This window comes from Nocardiopsis kunsanensis DSM 44524 (assembly GCF_000340965.1).
In the GTDB taxonomy this organism is placed as follows: domain Bacteria; phylum Actinomycetota; class Actinomycetes; order Streptosporangiales; family Streptosporangiaceae; genus Nocardiopsis; species Nocardiopsis kunsanensis.
This window is the reverse complement of the sequence record NZ_ANAY01000035.1, coordinates 1-17,607: the sequence shown is the minus strand read 5'-3', so window position 1 is coordinate 17,607 and position 17,607 is coordinate 1. Positions and strand designations below refer to the sequence as shown.

The following is a 17,607-nucleotide window of genomic DNA, read 5'->3' as shown; positions in this document are numbered from 1 at the left end:
TCGTCTCGGGCGCCTCGCGGAGCGGCCCGCTCCTTTCCGGGGTGTGTCTGTCGTGCTCGGAGGGTCAACCGTTCGCGCCGGTGACCTTGGCCTGCAGGCGCCGCATGCCCTCGAGCCAGCGGTCGGTGTCGCGGGCCCGGGCCGCGTAGAAGTCGCCGACCTGGGGATGGGGCAGGATCAGGAACCGTTCATCGGCCATCCCGGCCATGACGGCCTCGGCGACCTCCTCGGGGGTGATCGCGTCTGCGCTGAGGATCGCCCGGCCCATGTCGCCGCTGTCCTCCAGCAGGGAGGTGCGCACGCCCAGGGGGCACACGCACTGCACGGTCACCCCGCGGTCGCCGTAGGTGGCCGAGAGCCACTCGGCGAAGGAGACCGCCGCGTGTTTGGTCACCGAGTAGGGGGCGCTGCCGAGCATGGTCAGCAGTCCTGCGGCCGAGACGGTGCTGAGGAAGCGGCCGCGGCCGCGCTCGATCCACCCCGGCACCAGGGCGCGTGCGGCCCGCACGTGGGCCATGACGTTGACCTGCCAGGCCAGGTCCCAGTCGGACTCGGGGGCTTCTTGGCTGCCGCTCACCCCCACACCGGCGTTGGCGACGTAGAGGTCGATGCCGTCCAGGTGCGCGCCGGCCTCGGCCACCAGCGCGGTCACACCGTCCTCGCTCGCGGCGTCGCCGGGTACTGCCAGTCCGCCGATCTCGGTGGCCACGGACTCGGCGGCGACGGCGTCCAGGTCGTTGACGACCACGTCCGCGCCGGCTGCGGACAGGCGGCGGGCGAGGGCCGCCCCGATGCCGTTCCCGCCGCCGGTGACGACCGCGCCGGTGCCGGTCAGATCCATGTCACAGTCCTCCGGTGAGGGTCACGCCGCCGTCGACGACCAGGGTCTGTCCGGTGACCCAGGCGGAGTCCTCGGAGAGCAGGTGGGCCACGGCGCCGGAGACGTCCTCGGGAACACCCAGGCGTCCCATGGGGTACTGGGCGGAGACCTCGTCCTCGCGGCCTTCGTAGAGCGCTTCGGCGAAGCGGGTCTTGACGACGGCGGGTGCGACGCCGTTGACGCGGATGCCGGGTGCCAGCTCCACGGCCAGTTCCTCGGTGATGTGCTTGACCATCGCCTTGGTGGCTCCGTAGAACCCGATCCCGGGGGCCGGCTTGATCCCGGCGATGGAGGAGACGTTGACGACGGAGCCGCCGTGTTCGCCCATCCAGGCCTTGTAGGACTTCTGCACCCAGGAGATCGCCGAGAGGGCGTTGACGTCGACCATCTTGCGGGCAGCGTCCAGGTCGAGGTCGACCATGCGTCCGAAGACCGGGTTGATGCCGGTGTTGTTGACGAACATGTCGAGGCTGCCGAAGGCCTTCAGAGTGGCGGCGATCGCCTCGTCCTGGTGCTCGGGGTCGTCGGCCTTGCCCGGAACGGCGATGGCGTGCTCGGGACCGCCGAGGGCCTTGACCGCTTCCTCGAGGGGCTCGGGTTTGCGTGCGGTGATGCACACGCGGGCACCCTCCTCCACGAGCCGTTGGGCGATGGCGAGGCCGATGCCTCGGCTGGCGCCGGTGATGACGGCGGTCCGTCCGGCGAACCGGGAAGTCATGGAGCTCTCCTTTGACCGACTGGTCGGTATGGCAAGGAGACTCTATGCCCGCCGGGATATGCGCCGCAAGGGGGCCCACCCGTTGCGGACGGCGCCACAATGGGCAGGAAGGGGCCGAAGGCCCTAGCGGGACGAGGACGAACGGGGGACCACCGATGGTGACCGAAGTCGTGGACCGTCCGGGAGAGCTCCGGTACGAGATCACCAGTGACGGGGAGCCGGCCGGTCACGCCGAGTACACCGTCACCGACGGACTCATCACCTTCACCCACACCGAGATCGATCCCTCTTTCGAGGGACAGGGGTTGGGGGGAAGGCTGGTGCGCGAGGCCCTGGACGACGTCCGCGGGCGAGGACTGAAAGTGCTACCGATGTGTCCGTTCGTCAAGGGGTGGATCGAACGCCATCCCGACTACATCGACCTGGTCCACCGCTCACCGAAGGAGTGAACCGTCCCTGACAGGAGCGAGCGATGACGGGTGACTACGGCCGCGAGGTGGCCTTCGGGCTTTTCCCCTCCCCGCAGGCGGACCCCGAATCCCAACGGACCCTGTGGGCGCAGGTCTCCACGGCCGACCGCGCCGGCCTCGACTACATCGGTATCCAGGACCATCCCTACCAACGACGCCACATGGACACGTGGATGCTCATGGCCACGGTGCTCGCACGCACCGAGCGTGTACGGGTCTTCCCCGACGTGGCCAACCTGCCGTTGCGCCCGCCCGCCGTGCTGGCCACCTCCGCGGCCAGCCTGGACGTGCTCTCCGGGGGCCGGTTCGAGCTCGGGCTGGGCGCCGGCGGTTCCCGGGAAGCCGTCGATGCCATGGGTGGACCCCGGCGCAGCCCGCGCGAGGCCGCCGATGCCCTGGTGGAGGCGGTCGAGATCATCCGGCTCATGTGGTCGGGAGAGCGCTCGGTGCGCTTCTCCGGCGATCACTACCGCCTGACCGGGGTCAAGCCGGGCCCGTTGCCGGTGCACGACATGGACATCTGGCTGGGTGTGCTGGGCCCGCGCCTCCTGCGGGAGCTGGGGCGCAAGGCCGACGGATGGGTGCCCTCCAGCGGGTTCGCCGGGCCCGATCAACTGGCCGACAAACACGCTCGTATCGACGAGGGTGCGGCCGAGGCCGGACGGGATCCGGCCTCGATCCGTCGTGTGTACAACGTGTTCGGCAACATCACCGACGGCGCCTCGTCCGGGTTCCTGAACGGCCCCGTCGACCAGTGGGTGGACCAACTGACCGAACTCGTCCTGGAGTACGGCATGGACACCTTCGTCTACGGGCCCCAGGAGGGTTCGGTCGCCCAGGTGGAGCGGTTCGCCGCCGAGGTCGCCCCCGCAGTGCGAGCCATGGTGCGCGACGAACGGTCCTGAACACGGAACGGACTTGCGACTCTGTGCCTAACGTTGTTAGGTGAATGTGCCCCACATCACGACGGGAGGACACACACGTGGACGACGAACTCACCGTGCACACCCCCACCGGGAGTTACAGGGGTGCACACGCGCCCCGTTCACAGACCGGAACGGTCGTCCTCCACCAGGGCATCCCCTACGCGGCCGCCCCCTTCGGCGAGCACCGCTTCGCCGCGCCCGCGCTGCCCGAGCCGGCCGACGGCGTCCGCGACTGCACCGCACCCGGCCCCCCGGCGCCCCAGGGCGAACTCCTCCTCGGCGCCGCCCGGTGGACCCCCGGGAGCCCGCTGGACTGCTTGGTCCTCAACGTCTGGAGCAGCGCCCGTGCCGGCGACCAGGCCCCGGTCCTGGTGTGGATCCACGGCGGCGCCTACCTCGTCGGTTCGGCCTCCGAACCGACCTACGACGGCACCCGCCTGGCCGAGACCGGGCTGGTCGTGGTCGGTATCAACTACCGGGTCGGTTTCGAGGGGTTCGGACATGTGCCCGGTCGCCCCGACAACCGCGGTCTGCTCGACCAGATCGCCGCGCTGCGCTGGGTACGCGAGCACATCCCGGCCTTCGGCGGGGACCCCGGCAACGTCACGGTCGCGGGTGAGTCGGCCGGGGCCGGGTCGGTGGCCGCCCTCATGGCCATGCCCGGCGCCCGCGGCCTCTTCCACCGCGCCATCGCCCACAGCCCGCCCGGCGACATGGTGCACACCGGGACCGCGCGCCTGGTCTCCGAACGTTTCGCCCAGACCCTCGGGGTCCCCCTGGAGGCCGAGGCGCTGGCCGCCCTGCCCCCGGAGAAGATCCTGGAGGCCACCGAGGAGGTTCTCACCCGCACCGACGCCGACGGGCGGCGCACCCGTTCCATGACCTGCTTCGCCCCTGTGGTCGGCGGCCCCGAACTTCCCGAGGCGCCCCTGGAGGCCATCGCCCGCGGCGAGGCCTCCGGCATCGACCTGCTCACCGGCCACAATCTGCACGAGTACCGGCTCTTCAGTGAACTCGGACAGAACGTGGGTGTGGACGACGAGCAGGCCCTGCAGCGCAAGTGCTCCCGTCTCGGCCTGGGCCCCGACGAGGTCGCCGCCTACCGGGAGATCCGGCCCGAGCTCTCCCCGCGCGACCTGTACGTGCACATCATGGGCGACGCCGTGTTCGGCGAGTTCACCCTGCGCCTGGCCGAGACCCACGCAGCCGCGGGAGGGCACGCACACGTGTTCCGCCTGACCCTGGAGAGCCCGGCCCTGCGCGGACGCCTGGGCGCCTGCCACGCCCTCGACCTGCCCTTCGCCTTCGGCACCCTCGAGTCGGAACTGGGCGCCTTCCTGCTCGGCGGGGAACCCGCCGACACCCACCGCGCGCTGTCACGGCGCCTCATGAACTCCTGGCACGACTTCGCGGCCACCGGCGACGCAGGGTGGCCCCCCGTGACCACCGGGGCCACCCCGGTCAAGATCTGGGACGAGGCCGACGAACTTCATTCCCACGACCCCTCCCCGGCACGGGAGATCTGGCGCGGCATCGACCTGGCCCCCAAGTGAGAAGACGTCCGGGAGAGCTGCGCGAGCTCCCCCGGACCGGGGCCGCTTGCCGGGGCGGGTGTTACTTGCCCAGGCCGGCCCGGCGCAGTGCGTCGGCCATCGACCCCTGAGGGGCCTGCTCCTGCTTCTGGCCCCGCTTGCTACCGCGGCCGCCACGGCCCCGCTTGCGGCCGTCGCCGCCCTGCTCCTGGCGCCCGCTTCCGCCGCGCTCACGTGAAGGCGCCTCGTCCTCCATGCGCATGGTCAACGAGATGCGCTTGCGGGGGATGTCGACGTCCTGCACCTTGACCTTGACGATGTCGCCGGGCTTGACGACCTCGCGCGGGTCCTCCACGAACTTGTGCGACATCGCCGACACGTGGACGAGTCCGTCCTGGTGCACACCCACGTCCACGAACGCGCCGAAGGCCGCCACGTTGGTGACCACACCCTCCAGGACCATGCCCTGTTCCAGGTCGTCCAGGCCCTCCACGCCCTCCTTGAAAGCGGCCGTGGCGAAGGCCGGGCGGGGATCACGGCCGGGCTTGTCGAGTTCGGAGAGGATGTCGGTGACCGTCGGCAACCCGAACGTGTCGTCGACGAAGTCGTGCGGGCGCAGCTGCTTCAGCGCCTTCTCGTCACCGATCAGCGAGGGCAGGTCGGAGCCGGCCGAGTCCAGGATGCGCCGCACCACCGGGTAGGCCTCGGGGTGCACCGCGGAGGCGTCGAGAGGGTCGTCGCCATCAGGGATACGCAGGAAGCCCGCGCACTGTTCGAAGGCCTTCGGCCCCAGACGCGAGACCTGCTTGAGCTCGGTGCGGTTGCGGAAGGGACCGTTGGTGTCCCGGTGCGCGACGATGTTGCGCGCCAGCGTCGAGGTCACACCCGAGACCCGGGTCAGCAACGGGACCGAGGCGGTGTTGACGTCCACCCCCACACCGTTGACGCAGTCCTCCACGACCGCGTCCAGCGACCGGGACAGCTTGGTCTCGGCCAGATCGTGCTGGTACTGGCCCACACCGATCGACTTGGGGTCGATCTTGACCAGTTCGGCCAACGGGTCCTGCAGGCGCCGAGCGATGGATGCGGCCCCGCGCAGGGACACGTCCAGGTCCGGCAGTTCCTCGGAGGCGTAGGCCGAGGCCGAGTACACCGACGCGCCCGCTTCGGAGACCATGGCCTTGGTCAGTTTCAGCTCCGGGTGGCGCTTGATCAGGTCGCCGGCGAGTTTGTCGGTCTCACGGGAGGCCGTACCGTTGCCGATCGCGACCAGCTCCACCCCGTGGGCGGCGCACAGCTTCGCCAGGCGCTCGATCGAACCGTCCCAGTCGCGGCGCGGAGCGTGCGGGAACACGGTGTCGGTGGCCACGACCTTGCCGGTGGAATCGGTGACGGCGACCTTCACCCCCGTGCGCAGGCCCGGGTCCAGGCCCAGAGTGGCGCGGGTGCCGGCGGGGGCGGCCAGCAGCAGGTCGCGCAGGTTGGCCGCGAACACCCCCACCCCTTCGTCCTCGGCGCGCTGCCACAGGCGCATGCGCACATCGATGTCCAGGCGCACCAGGATGCGGGTGCGCCAGGCCCATCGCACGGTGTCCTGCAACCACTTGTCTGCGGGACGGCCGCGATCGACGATCTCGAAGCGGTGGGCGATCGCGTTCTCGTAGGAACTGCGCGCAGTCGTGCCCTCGGCGCCCTCGGCGGCCTCCTCCGGCTGCAGGTCGAGGGTGAGCACCTCCTCCTTCTCGCCCCGGTACAACGCCAGGACCCGGTGCGAGGGCAGGTCGGTCAGGGGCTCGGAGAAGTCGAAGTAGTCGGAGTACTTGGCCCCGGCCTCCTCCTTGCCCTCGCGCACGGACGAGCCGAGACGGCCCCGCTCCCACAGGCGCTCGCGCAGCATCCCCGTGAGGTCGGCGTCCTCGGCCATGCGCTCCACGAGGATCGCGCGGGCACCGTCCAGGGCGGCCTTGGTGTCGGCGACGTTCTTGTCGGCGTCGACGTAGCCGCCCGCGGTCTCCTGCGGGTCCAGACCGGGATCGCCCATGAGGGCGTCGGCCAACGGCTCCAACCCGGCCTCGCGGGCGGTCTGGGCCTTGGTGCGGCGCTTGGGCTTGTAGGGGAGGTAGATGTCCTCCAGGCGGGCCTTGGTGTCGGCCGCACGGATACGGGACTCCAGGTCCTCGTCCAGCTTGCCCTGGGAGTGGATCGACTCCAGGATCGTGTTGCGGCGTTCGTCCAGTTCCCGCAGATAGCGCAGCCGCTCCTCCAGAGCGCGCAACTGTGCGTCGTCGAGCCCGCCGGTCACCTCCTTGCGGTACCGGGCGATGAAGGGGACGGTCGATCCGCCGTCGAGGAGCCCGACGGCGGCCTCGACCTGATGCGCGCCGACGTCGAGCTCTTCGGCGATGCGCTGGTCGATCGTGGGTGTCACAGGGGTCGTCACTGGTTCAGTGTCCACATCTCTGGCTGTTCGGTGCGGGGACATTGTCTTGCGGGGGCGAACAGTTGTCACCCTGGGGCCGTCCCCACGCCCAGGGTCCCCCATCGCGCCGGGTGCCCGTGCCCGGACGGGGAGGGCACTGTGGCGGTCCGGTCACCGACCGCCGGCCCCGGACATGACTCGGGTCCGCCGGAAGGCTTCGGGCGCGTTGCTCCGTGTGTGCGGAGACGGCACCCGAGCGGCATCGACGGCGGGCCGGGGCCACGGTTCGGCCCGGCGGAGCGGGGCGGACCGTGTGTTCTCAGCGGTGGCTGCGGCGTTCCTCCCGCAGGGTGAGGGAACCGACCACCCCGATGATGGCGAGTGTGCCGAACAGAATGACGGCGGCGAGAACCATGTCACTGACGATTCCATCCATGGAGGAGGGCTACCCGTGAACCGGCCTGTTCAACAGAGCGTGGAAGGTCCGGGCAGGACGGCCTCCGAGGAGCTCAGGTCTCGTTGAGGTCGGGGGCGTAGTAGGGGTCTATGGGTCGGGGGCCGCGGTAGCCCTGGCACATGCACTGGCGGTAGGTGGTCTCCCTGGAACCGGTCCAGTGCCCCGGGATCACGACCTGGCTCTGGCACTTGGAGGTCTCGCGTTCGTGGAAGACCAGGTGGTGGCCGCATCCGCACAGGGGTTGTGCCTGTTCGTGCCCGTCCTGGGAGATGCGTGCGCGTTCGCGCCGGCGTTCCTCCTCGAGCACCGCACGTAGCTGGCGCCGGGTGGAGAGGCGTCCGACGGCCACTCCGCCCGCTGCGATGAGCGCGCCGATGACCAGGCTCAACGGATCCATGGTGGGCCGTCCCTTCCTGCGGGGTCGTCGCTCTGCCGCTACGGTGCCGCGTCCATTGTCACCCAAGGGCGGGCGAAAGGGGAGGAGGTGCGGGGTGTTCGCGGGCGATGGATCGGGGCGGTGCAGGTAACAGGTATTGCAGCGAAAATTTTGCAAACCTCTATTTGCAAAGGAGTCTTTGTAATAGCGTGAGGGCGTGACCCCGAGCCGAGGAACGCCCATGGCCACTCGTCCGCCCCGCAGGACCGACCGTCTGGGACCCGCGTACGGCGGGCTCTGGGGAGCCGGCGCCGCCACCGACCTCGGCGACGGTATGCTCGCCACCGCGCTACCCCTGATCGCCGCTGCCCTGACCCAGGACCCCCTCGCCGTGTCCGGCCTGACCGTCGCCCGGTTCCTGCCCTGGCTCCTGGTGGCGCCGCTGTCCGGGATACTGCTGGACCGGGTCGACCGCATGCGCGCCATGGCCGTCGCCAACGGGATCACCGCGTTCACCGTCGCCCTGCTCGCCTCGACGGTCCTGACCGGGGACCACACCATGTGGGCGCTCTACACCGCGCTGTTCGTGGTCATCTGCTGCGAGACCGTCAGCGATCCCGCGACCCGGATCACTGTGCCCAGGGTCGTGGCCCGCCGGAACCTGGACCGCGCCAACGGGCGTGCCGAAGGGGCGCGCACCGTCGCCCAGGAATTCGTCGGTCCGCCCGTGGCCGGGATCCTCTTCGCCACCGTCGCGGTCCTGCCGGTGGCCGGGGCCGTGTTCTCCTACGCCCTCAGTGCCGTGCTGGCCGTGCTCGTGCTCGTTCTGCTGCGCCGCCGTCCGGAGCTCTCCCACGAGGACAGCGCCGACCGCACCGGAGAGAAGCCCGGGACAGGAAACGCCCTGCGCGAAGGGCTGGCATATATCCGCCAGGACCGGTTGCTGCCCTCGATGATGGCCTGCAACGCGGCGTGCATGATCGGTCTCCAGTGCGCCACGGCGGTCATGGTGCTCTACGCGCAGCACGTGCTGGGGGTACCCGACAGGTTCTACGGGGTCTTCATCGGTGCCATGGCCGTGGGCGGACTCGCGGGGGCCGTGGTGAGCGCCCGCCTCGTGGCCGTGCTCGGACGGAGCACGGTGATGCTCGGTGGTTACCTCGGCTTTTCCCTGGCCATGATGGCGGTGGGTGCCTTCCCCTCGGTGTGGACGGCCGTGCCCGCACTCGGGCTGCTCGGCCTGTGCGTCACCGCCTCCAACATCGCTGGTGCCCCGTTCCTGCAGCTCGTGGTGCCCGAGCATCTGCGGGGGCGGGTCTCGACCGTCCTACGTACGGTCGGATGGGGACTGACCCCTCTCGGCGCGCTCCTGGGCGGCGTGCTCGGACGGGCGGACCTGGCCCTGCCCTTCCTGGCCGGTCCGCTGTTCACCGCGGTAGCGGTGCTGCTCCTGCGCCGCCGGATCGCCGAGGCCTCCCGGGTCATGGACACAGCGGCCGAACAGGACCGCTGAGGTGCGTGCGCGGCCGGGCACGCACACAGGGGCTGGACCTGCCCCGGCCCGTACTACCGTTGACCCCATGGCAGAGAGCGCCCCGAGCCCCTCCGAGCGTCCCGACAACCACATGGACGTGGACGCCACTGCTCTGCGCGGACTGGCCCATCCCTTGCGCGGACGCCTCCTGGAGCAACTCCAGCTACGGGGGCCGGCCACCGCCACCATTCTGGGCAAACGCCTGGAGGAGAGCAGCGGGTCCACCAGTTACCACCTGCGCCAGTTGGCCCGGCACGGTTTCATCGAACCGGCCGAGGGGCACGGAGGCGGACGCGAGCGCTGGTGGCAGGCCAGGCGCGGCGGATGGTCCATGTCCGGTCACGCCTTTCGGCAGGACCCGGCCACCCGCCACGCGGCCGACACGGTGCTCGAGTACTACTACGGCGAGCGCGAACGGCGTTTCCGCACCTGGAACGATCTGGCCGCCTCAGCCCCCGAGGACCCGGACGTCCAACGGTGGAAGGCCGCCACCATGGACGCCAACCATCCGTTGCCCCTGACACCGGAGGAGGCGCAGAAGCTCTCCCGGGACCTGATGGACTTCATGTGGAGATGGAAGCGCGAGCACGTTCCCGAGAGCCGTGAGTCCGCCGCCGACACCCCCGGCACGGAGACCGTCGAGGTCCAGATCAATCTCTTCCCCGTGCTCGCGCGCCTGCTCGAGCCCGAGGCCGGCCAGGGCCCCGAGGAAGGGTCTTCCGGTCCCCGGGCCTGAAGAGGGCCCTACGGACGCAGGCCCTTGAGGGTGGCCACGTCCTCGCCGTGCGGCTCCTCCGGTCCCGGCGTCTCCAACGTGATCGGTACCCCGGCCGTGACCGGGTGGGTGAACAGCTCCGCGAAGGGCTCGGCGCCGATGTGGCCCTTGCCGATGTTCTCGTGCCGGTCCTTGTTGCTGCCGCACGGAGCCTTGGAGTCGTTGGCGTGGATCAGGTGCAGCCGCTCGGCCCCCACGACCTCGCCGAAGCGGTCCAGGGCCTCACGCATCCCCGCACGCGTGGAGATGTCGTGCCCGGCGGCGAACAGGTGCGCGGTGTCCAGGCACACGCCCACGTTCGGATGCCAGTCCAGCGCCTCGAAGTAGGGCACCAGGTCGTCCACGGTCGCGCACAGCACCTGGCCCTGCCCGGCCATCGGCTCCAGCAGCAGCGGCGGGACGTCCTCGCCGAGCTCTTCCAGGAGCGGCATCAGGCGCTCGCGGGTGCGGGCCAGACCGGCCTCGCGGCCCCCGGAGACGGCCGAACCGGTGTGCACGACCACACCGCCCGCGCCGATGTCGGCCCCGCGCCGCATCGTGTGCCCGAGCGAATGCGCGGACTTGCCCGCGGTCTCCTCGTTGGGTGTGCCCAGGTTGATCAGGTAGGGCGAGTGCACGAACACCGGCAGATCGGTCCCGCGCATGCGCGCGTCCTGCTTCGGGTCGCCTTCCTTGGTCGCCCACCCGCGCGGGTTGGAGGTGAAGACCTGGATGGTCTCGGCGCCGATCGTGTCCGCGTAGGCCAACCCCTTGGTGGCCATGCCGCCCGCGACCGGGACGTGCGCGCCGACCGGGGTGAAGGGGTGTCGATTGTCGTTCATCGCCGCCCAAGCTTACGGCGTGCCCCGCGCCCTCCGGGCCGGACGAAGCGCGGCCCTTCGGCCCCAGGTCGTTGATGGGGTCGGTGGTGAAGTCTTTTTGTGTGGCGGGGTGCCTGGGGTTGGGACTCCGGGGTGGCAGGGGTGGTGGCGAGGGTGGTGGGGTTTCTTGTGGTGCCTGGTGTGGTGGTTCGTCGGGGTCGGGCTACGCTCGACGCTCCGACGAACACCACCCACCTGCACCGATCCACCGGGGCTGCGCACCTGCGCCGATCCGCCCGGCTCCACCAACCACCGCCCCGGCATGCCCGGCACACCGATCACACAACAGGACCCGACCCCTCAGGCCCTGTGCCGTTCGGGAGCGGGGAGGAGCCAGATCGCTTTCCGGCCGCGCACACGCCGCAGATGCCCTAGTGTCGTGCTCGTGAGCACCGAGAATCCGCATCCCCGCCTGTCCGATGTCACCGCGGCCTTCGAGAGCGTCTACCCGACCGCCTGGGCCGCCTCCTGGGACGCCGTCGGTCTGGCGTGCGGCGACCCGGAACAGACCGTGGGCAAGATCCTCTTCGCCGTCGATCCCGTCGAGGCGGTCGTCGACGAGGCCCTGCTCTGGGGCGCGGACCTGATCATCACCCACCACCCGCTCATGCTCCGCGGTGTGCACAGTGTGGCTGCCGACACCCCCAAGGGCCGGATCGTGCACCGGCTCATCCGCTCGGGCACCGCCCTGTACACAGCGCACACCAACGCCGACACCGCCGCTCCCGGGGTGTCCGACGCCCTGGCACGGGCCGTGGGCGTGAGCGGACCCCTGCGCCCCCTCGACCCCGACCCGACCGACCCGGAGGGCCGCCGCGGTATCGGACGCATCGGCGTCCTGGAGCAGCCGCTCGTGTTGCACGACTTCGCCGACCAGGCCGCCCGCGGCCTGCCCGCCACCGCCGGAGGGGTACGTGTGGCCGGGGACCCGGGCCGGCTCGTCACCACCGTCGCCGTCTCCGGCGGGTCCGGGGACTCCCTGCTCGGCGCCGCCCGTGCTGCGGGGGTGGACGCCTATCTCACCTCGGACCTGCGCCACCACCCCGCCTCGGAGTTCGTCGAGGAGTCCGGCTCGCCGGCGTTGCTCGACACCGCTCACTTCGCGAGCGAGTGGCCCTGGCTCACCGATGGCTCCGCGCGCCTGGCCGACGCACTGGCGCGCGAGGCCGGATCGTGGGCGGCTAACGTGGAGATGCGCGTGTCGACGACCGTGACGGATGCCTGGGCACAGGCCTTCGGGCGCGGGTGAGCCCTGTTCCACGGGGCCGCGGCTCCGTACCGGCCGGTGGCCGGAGACCAACTGCACAGAGTCAGGGGCGCCGACGGCCATCGCGCCTTCCCTCAGTCACTCCAGGAGACCTCACAAGTGAAAGCCGAACCCGCCGTGCAGGCCAGACTCCTCGACCTGCAGAACCTGGACACCGAGCTCCAGCGTCTGGACCACCGTGCCCGCACCCTGCCGGAGGCCGTCGAGGCCGCCGCGCTGAAGGAGCGGGCGCAAACTCTGGAGTCGGAACTGATCTCGGTACGTACCAAGGCCTCCGACGTCGAACGGCGCCAGCGCAAGGCCGAGAGCGATGTCGAGCAGGTGCGTGACCGCGCCGATCGCGACAACAAGGCCCTGGAGTCCGGGCAGATCACCAGCGCCAGGGAACTGCAGAACCTGCAGTCGGAGATCGCCTCCCTCGCCCGGCGCCAGGCCGAGCTGGAGGAGATCGTCCTGGAGGTCATGGAGCAGTCCGAGGAGCTCTCCGCCGAGGTCGACCGTGTCGCCGCCGCCCGCGAGGAGGCCGTGGCCGAGCACACCGCTACCGTCGCGCGCCGGGACACCGCCCTGGCCGAGATCCAGTGGGACCGCACCCGTAGGAGCCAGGACCGTGAGCGGATCCTGGAGGAGATCCCCGCGGACCTGCTCGCCCTGTACGACAAGTTGCGGGCCCAGCACGACGGTGTGGCCGCCGCGCCGCTGCGCCACGGCCGCTGTGGCGGGTGCAAGCTCCAGTTGAGCACGGTCGAGCTCAACGAGATCAAGGCCGCCGCCGATGACGAGGTCGTGCGGTGCGAGGACTGCCGCCGCATCCTGGTGCGCACCGACGAGTCGGGGGCGGGGGGTCGGTCCGCCGAGTGAGTACCGGGTGGAGCGCCCCCGACACCGAACCGACGCGGCTGATGCTGCTGCGCCACGGGCAGACACCGCTGTCCGTGGACCAGCGGTTCGCGGGTCGGGGCGACGCCGAGCTGACCGACCAGGGGCATCAACAGGCCAGCGCGGCCGCACGCCGGATCGCGTCCTTGCCCGTGGACGCGGTGGTCTCCTCGCCGTTGACGCGGTGCCGGGACACCGCCGCCCACGTGGCCGAGCAACTCGGGCTCCCGGTCGAGGTCGACGAGGGCTTCGTGGAGACCGACTTCGGTGAGTGGGAGGAGATGACCTTCGCCGAGGCCAGGGCCGCCGACCCTGCGGGGGTGGACCGCTGGATCAGTGATCCGCAGGTGGCTCCGCCCGGCGGGGAGAGCTTCGCGCAGGTGGGGGCACGGGTGTCTGCGGCCCGTGAGGCGCTCCTGCGCCGCCACCGGGGGAGCACAGTCCTGGTGGTCTCCCACGTCACGCCCATCAAGATCCTCGTGCAACAGGCGATGGGGGCCCCGCTGGGGGCGCTCTACAGTATGCACCTGGACACTGCGTGCCTGACGTGTATCGACTGCTACGCTGACGGCCCCATGGTCGTGCGTTCTCTCAACGACACCGCGCACCTGGCCTGGCAGACCCTTTGAGGCGTTAGGATCGTGGACGAGGGGAGTCGGCCAGGCGATCGCGGACCGCGCCGGGTGCGCGGATTCGAGGAAAGTCCGGACTCCACAGGGCAGGGTGGTCGGTAACACCGACCCGGGGTGACCCGCGGGAAAGTGCCACAGAAAACAGACCGCCACCGCTCGGCGGTGGTAAGGGTGAAACGGTGGTGTAAGAGACCACCAGCGGCCGGAGTGATCCGGTCGGCTCGGCAAACCCCACCCGGAGCAAGGTCGAAAAGGGGGCCCCAGGGTCCCCGCGCGGATGTTCGAGGGCTGCCCGCCCGAGTCCGCGGGTGGACCGCACCGAGGCCGTCGGTAACGGCGGCCCCAGATGGATGTTCGCCCGGTCCTCCAGGACCGACAGAATCCGGCTTATCGGCCGGCTCCCCTCCTTCTTCCTCCGGAAGCGGCGAGCGTCCCGGGCCGAGCGGGTGCCGGGACGTGGAGCGCTTTGCGTGCGTCGGGCCGAAGAAGCGCCGGCCACCGATGGTTCGTGTACCGACGGGCCCTCCTGGATCGGGAATCAGCAACGGTTCCCTATCCGGACAGTGATGGAACACGTGGCGTCCGCGCCTGTAGATTGTCCCCGGAACCCCGGGTACCGGGGCCGTGCGGGCGTCCGCTTCATGGGAATGGGTGCAACGTGTTCGATTCCACCACCTTCTGGGTGGTTCTCTTCGGCCTACCGATCCTGGCGATCCTGGTGATCATCCTGCTCGCCTCGTACCATGCCTCGGGTGTTCAACAGGACGGCCGCGACGACACCCCCGACGACGACGCTTCCACGAGCTGACCGTCGGGGCCCTGCCCCTCCGTCCGGGCATGTTGCAGCGGCAGGTCCTGGGCACCGGCCACCGGTACGAACGTGCCGGTGCCGGCGTCCAACAGGTGCACCCGGGCCGTCTCCAGGTCGTAGTACATGCCGGTGAGGGTGAGTTCGCCCGACTCCACACGTTCGCGTACCACCGGGTACTCCATGAGGCGGTCCAGCTGCTCGCGTACGTTCTCCTGGGCCAGTCGGCACAGTGCCTGGGCGGTGGGCAGCCCCGCCAGTGCGCCTTCGTCCGCGCCGAGCCGGGAGAGCCCGCCTTGTCCGTAAGCCAACCACTGGCGCATGTGGGCGGTGTCGGACTCCTCCGCGTCGTGGTGGGTGCGGTTCAGCAGCGCCTGCATGGCCCCGCAGTGGGAGTGCCCGCACACCACGATCGAGGGCACGCGCAACACGGTGACGGCGTGCTCCAGGGCCGCGCCCACCGAACTGTCCGCGTTCGGGGCCCCGTGCGGCGGTATCAGGTTCCCGAGATTGCGGACCGTGAAGAGGTCGCCGGGCCCACTCGCGGTGATGACGTTGGGCACCACCCGGGAGTCGGCACAGGAGACGAACAGGGCCGTGGGTTTCCGGCCGTGGGGGAGGCGGTTGAGCACTGCCCGCATCCGGTCGGCGGTACCGGCGTGGTATTCGCGGGCCCCGGCGGACAGCAGTCCCAACGGGTTGAGCCCGGTGCGGGAAACGCCGCGCATCTCCCACGGCGCCCACCAGCGGGCCGCGCCCCGGGGCGCGGTCTTGGCTGCCGGGGCCGATTGCGCGGAGCTGCGTGTGTACCAGTTCTCGTGCACCTCGTCGATGTCGACCCGTCCGCCGGTGCGTTCGTGGTCGACCCTCCAGGCGTGGATGGCCTCGAAGGCGGCGTGGTCCATGAAGTCCACGTGCAGGTCGAGGTCGACGTGACAACCTTCGGGCACGGTCCGCAACGCGTGGGCAAGCCGGGGCACGGCCAGGAAGGTCAGTGAACCGTGGACCGCGATGTGTGTGCTCCCGGCACGTTCCTCGCTGGTGACGGTGAGCTTGGTCAGGCGGCGCAGCGCCATGATCATCGCCAGTGCGAACCCGAGGAAGACCCCTTCCAGGAGTCCGAGCAGGACCACACCGAACAGGGTGGTCAGGTACACGCCTGCCTCATGGTGGCGGCGCAGGTCCTTCAGGTGGGCGAGGGAGACCATACGGGTGCCGATGAAGACCAGCAGGGCGGCCAGGGCCGGCATGGGGATGAGCTCGACCACGTGCGCGAACAGGGCGACGAAGAGCAGGATCCACAAGCCGTGCAGGATCGTCGACAGCGGGCTCCTGGCACCGGCGCGCACGTTGGCGGTGCTGCGTACGATCACCCCGGCCACCGGCAGGCCGCCCAGGGCGCCGCTGACGGTGTTGGCCGCGCCCTGGCCGCAGAGTTCTCGGTTGAGCTGCACGCGTCGGCCGCTGTGCATGCGGTCCACGGCGATCGCTGCGAGCAGGGATTCCACGCTCGCGACCATGGCCACGGCCGCGACGGCGACGGCCACGCCCTGCCACTGGTCGGAGGAGGGCAGGGCGGGACCGTTCCAGGCGCCGGCCACAGAACCGGGCAGGGCGACCGTCTCCACCTCCCAGCGGCTCAGGGTCGCGATCGAGGTGGCGGTGCCCACGGCCACGAGCGCTGCCGGGACCAGAGCGGGGTTGAAACGGCCGAGGCTGGGAAGGCGGTTCCAGCCGAACATGAGCACGATGGTGATGACACCGACCCCCACGGCTGCGGTGTGGTTGTCGGCGATCTGCGCAGGAAGTTCGGCGATGTTGGCCGGTGCCGAGCTCTGGGGCGCACCACCCAGGACCACGTGGAGCTGGGCCAGGGCGATGGTCACGCCGACCCCGGCGAGCATGCCGTGTACGACGGCGGGGGAGACGGCGAGGGCGGCCCGGGCGATCCGGCAGGCGCCCAGGGCGAGTTGGACGAGGCCGGCCAGCAGGGTGACGAGGCAGGTCACCCGCCAGCCGTAGGTCATGACCAGGTCGGCGACGATGATGGTCAGCCCTGCGGCGGGACCGCTGACCTGCACCATCGATCCACCGACGGCGCCGGCGACGGTCCCGCCGACCACGGCGGCGATGATGCCGGCGATGAGGGGTGCGCCCGAGGCGACGGCGATCCCCAGGGAAAGGGGGACGGCGACCAGAAAGACCACCAGGGAGGCGCCGACGTCCGCGGCGATCCCTTTGCGGCCCGTCGGTCCCCGTGCGGAGTCCGATGGTTCGGCCGGTGGTCGGCTCGGTGTTCCCTGGGCGTTGTCGCGCATGGTTACTCCGTTCGGATCGGGCCAGGCAAGTGGTACGTCGGTGCACGGGGAATGCGGGAACGGGCCGGTACGGCGTGTGGTGGGGACACGAGACCGCCGGGCCGTGCTTTGTGCTTCACCGGACACCAACTGTAGTCATTTCTGTGGTTGCCTGGCTACGGAGTGTGTTTGAAATGGGGGTGTTCTTTCGGAACCGACCTCGGAACGGGGACCGGTGCATACGAAGAACGCCGAGGTGGCACGGGATGTGCCACCTCGGCGTTGTGGATACCGGGCCACCCCGGTCGTGGTGGCATCACGCGATGCCACCGCTGGAACGGGGGCTCAGCGGTAACGGCCGTCTTCGTAGTTGCCCTCGTAGTAGCCCTCGGGCGGAGGCAGTGGACGGCCGTAGGCGTCCCGCGGGTAGAGGTCGGTCGTCTCGTTCTGTACGGGGCCGCCCCACCCTTCGTAGGGTGCGGGCCCGCCGTGCTGGGACTGGGACGGAGGCGCATAACCGCCGTCGAACAGTTCCCCCGGACCGTACTGGCCGGGGTTGTGGCCCGGGCCCGGCTGAGGCGGGTTGCCCTGGGGCGGGCCGGTCGGGGCGGACTGGATCGGGTGCGTACCGCTGTCGTAGGGCGAAGGGCCGCCGAAGGGGCCGTACCCGCCCTGGGCCTGGGGCGGAGCACTCGGAGCTCCGCCGTCGACGGGTGCCCCCCAGGGCGGGGTCCCGCCGGGTGCGGGGTATGTGTGGGTGCCGCTGTCGTGGGGCGA

The 17,607-nt window shown here is 70.6% G+C and carries 15 protein-coding genes, 1 other RNA gene and 1 pseudogene; 10 read left to right on the top strand and 7 right to left on the bottom strand.

The genetic code is table 11. The annotated features are described in order from the left end of the window. Positions 1-64: 64 nt before the first annotated feature. The gene (locus tag D456_RS0119140; protein ID WP_017577796.1) at positions 65-841 is read right to left on the bottom strand and encodes an SDR family oxidoreductase; all 777 of its coding nucleotides are present in this window, start codon (positions 839-841) and stop codon (positions 65-67) included. A 1-nt stretch (position 842) separates the two neighbouring features. Further along, on the bottom strand, positions 843-1,598 hold the full coding sequence (locus D456_RS0119135) for an SDR family oxidoreductase (RefSeq protein ID WP_017577795.1): 756 nt from the start codon (positions 1,596-1,598) through the stop codon (positions 843-845). A gap of 155 nt (positions 1,599-1,753) precedes the next feature. Between D456_RS0119135 and D456_RS0119130 the strand changes: the two genes are divergently transcribed. The 3 genes from D456_RS0119130 to D456_RS0119120 all read left to right on the top strand — a co-directional run bounded on the left by D456_RS0119130 (position 1,754) and on the right by D456_RS0119120 (position 4,547). Next, positions 1,754-2,047, top strand: coding sequence for a GNAT family N-acetyltransferase (locus D456_RS0119130; protein ID WP_017577794.1), 294 nt, complete (start codon positions 1,754-1,756; stop codon positions 2,045-2,047). A gap of 23 nt (positions 2,048-2,070) precedes the next feature. After that, complete coding sequence (locus tag D456_RS0119125; protein WP_017577793.1) at positions 2,071-2,973, top strand: LLM class flavin-dependent oxidoreductase; 903 nt, start codon at positions 2,071-2,073, stop codon at positions 2,971-2,973. Positions 2,974-3,050: 77 nt separating this feature from the next. After that, positions 3,051-4,547 (top strand): carboxylesterase/lipase family protein, encoded by a 1,497-nt coding sequence (locus D456_RS0119120; RefSeq protein ID WP_017577792.1) that lies wholly within the window; start codon positions 3,051-3,053, stop codon positions 4,545-4,547. A gap of 61 nt (positions 4,548-4,608) precedes the next feature. Here D456_RS0119120 and D456_RS0119115 read toward each other — a convergent pair whose 3' ends face one another. Together D456_RS0119115 and D456_RS0119105 are read right to left on the bottom strand one after the other, a co-directional pair. Continuing rightward, positions 4,609-6,954 (bottom strand): Tex family protein, encoded by a 2,346-nt coding sequence (locus D456_RS0119115; protein ID WP_017577791.1) that lies wholly within the window; start codon positions 6,952-6,954, stop codon positions 4,609-4,611. Between the two features lie 500 nt (positions 6,955-7,454). Next, complete coding sequence (locus D456_RS0119105) at positions 7,455-7,799, bottom strand: hypothetical protein (protein ID WP_017577789.1); 345 nt, start codon at positions 7,797-7,799, stop codon at positions 7,455-7,457. 220 nt (positions 7,800-8,019) lie between these two features. Between D456_RS0119105 and D456_RS0119100 the strand changes: the two genes are divergently transcribed. Then, the gene (locus D456_RS0119100; protein ID WP_017577788.1) at positions 8,020-9,291 is read left to right on the top strand and encodes an MFS transporter; all 1,272 of its coding nucleotides are present in this window, start codon (positions 8,020-8,022) and stop codon (positions 9,289-9,291) included. Positions 9,292-9,358: 67 nt separating this feature from the next. After that, a complete protein-coding gene (locus D456_RS0119095; RefSeq protein ID WP_017577787.1) occupies positions 9,359-10,048 on the top strand; it encodes a transcriptional regulator in 690 nt (229 codons plus the stop codon). Positions 10,049-10,056: 8 nt separating this feature from the next. Here D456_RS0119095 and D456_RS0119090 read toward each other — a convergent pair whose 3' ends face one another. After that, a complete protein-coding gene (locus tag D456_RS0119090) occupies positions 10,057-10,908 on the bottom strand; it encodes a deoxyribonuclease IV (RefSeq protein ID WP_017577786.1) in 852 nt (283 codons plus the stop codon). Between the two features lie 418 nt (positions 10,909-11,326). Between D456_RS0119090 and D456_RS0119085 the strand changes: the two genes are divergently transcribed. The 5 genes from D456_RS0119085 (at position 11,327) to D456_RS27145 (ending at position 14,533) form a co-directional block, all read left to right on the top strand. Next, on the top strand, positions 11,327-12,196 hold the full coding sequence (locus D456_RS0119085) for a Nif3-like dinuclear metal center hexameric protein (RefSeq protein WP_017577785.1): 870 nt from the start codon (positions 11,327-11,329) through the stop codon (positions 12,194-12,196). A gap of 117 nt (positions 12,197-12,313) precedes the next feature. After that, the gene (locus D456_RS0119080; protein WP_017577784.1) at positions 12,314-13,075 is read left to right on the top strand and encodes a zinc ribbon domain-containing protein; all 762 of its coding nucleotides are present in this window, start codon (positions 12,314-12,316) and stop codon (positions 13,073-13,075) included. Then, on the top strand, positions 13,072-13,722 hold the full coding sequence (locus tag D456_RS0119075; protein ID WP_017577783.1) for a histidine phosphatase family protein: 651 nt from the start codon (positions 13,072-13,074) through the stop codon (positions 13,720-13,722). Before D456_RS0119080 ends, D456_RS0119075 begins: the two co-directional genes overlap by 4 nt. A gap of 22 nt (positions 13,723-13,744) precedes the next feature. Then, positions 13,745-14,131: RNase P RNA component class A (gene rnpB / locus D456_RS25185), an RNA gene on the top strand. A gap of 252 nt (positions 14,132-14,383) precedes the next feature. After that, positions 14,384-14,533, top strand: coding sequence for a hypothetical protein (locus D456_RS27145; protein WP_017577782.1), 150 nt, complete (start codon positions 14,384-14,386; stop codon positions 14,531-14,533). Here D456_RS27145 and D456_RS0119065 read toward each other — a convergent pair. Next, the gene (locus D456_RS0119065) at positions 14,482-16,851 is read right to left on the bottom strand and encodes a SulP family inorganic anion transporter (protein WP_017577781.1); all 2,370 of its coding nucleotides are present in this window, start codon (positions 16,849-16,851) and stop codon (positions 14,482-14,484) included. The two genes, D456_RS27145 and D456_RS0119065, sit on opposite strands and share 52 nt — an antisense overlap. Positions 16,852-17,175: 324 nt before the next feature. Next, a pseudogene (locus tag D456_RS26925) lies at positions 17,176-17,607 on the bottom strand (hypothetical protein); the annotation flags it as partial.

Excerpts from the sequence above, each read along its gene's own strand:
- D456_RS0119140 (WP_017577796.1), bottom strand. The coding sequence starts at position 841 with ATGGATCTGACCGGCACCGGCGCGGTCGTCACCGGCGGCGGGAACGGC.
- D456_RS0119090 (WP_017577786.1), bottom strand. The coding sequence starts at position 10,908 with ATGAACGACAATCGACACCCCTTCACCCCGGTCGGCGCGCACGTCCCG.
- D456_RS0119100 (WP_017577788.1), top strand. The coding sequence starts at position 8,020 with ATGGCCACTCGTCCGCCCCGCAGGACCGACCGTCTGGGACCCGCGTAC.
- D456_RS0119095 (WP_017577787.1), top strand. The coding sequence starts at position 9,359 with ATGGCAGAGAGCGCCCCGAGCCCCTCCGAGCGTCCCGACAACCACATG.
- D456_RS0119065 (WP_017577781.1), bottom strand. The coding sequence starts at position 16,851 with ATGCGCGACAACGCCCAGGGAACACCGAGCCGACCACCGGCCGAACCA.
- D456_RS0119125 (WP_017577793.1), top strand. The coding sequence starts at position 2,071 with ATGACGGGTGACTACGGCCGCGAGGTGGCCTTCGGGCTTTTCCCCTCC.
- D456_RS0119135 (WP_017577795.1), bottom strand. The coding sequence starts at position 1,598 with ATGACTTCCCGGTTCGCCGGACGGACCGCCGTCATCACCGGCGCCAGC.
- D456_RS0119105 (WP_017577789.1), bottom strand. The coding sequence starts at position 7,799 with ATGGATCCGTTGAGCCTGGTCATCGGCGCGCTCATCGCAGCGGGCGGA.
- D456_RS0119130 (WP_017577794.1), top strand. The coding sequence starts at position 1,754 with ATGGTGACCGAAGTCGTGGACCGTCCGGGAGAGCTCCGGTACGAGATC.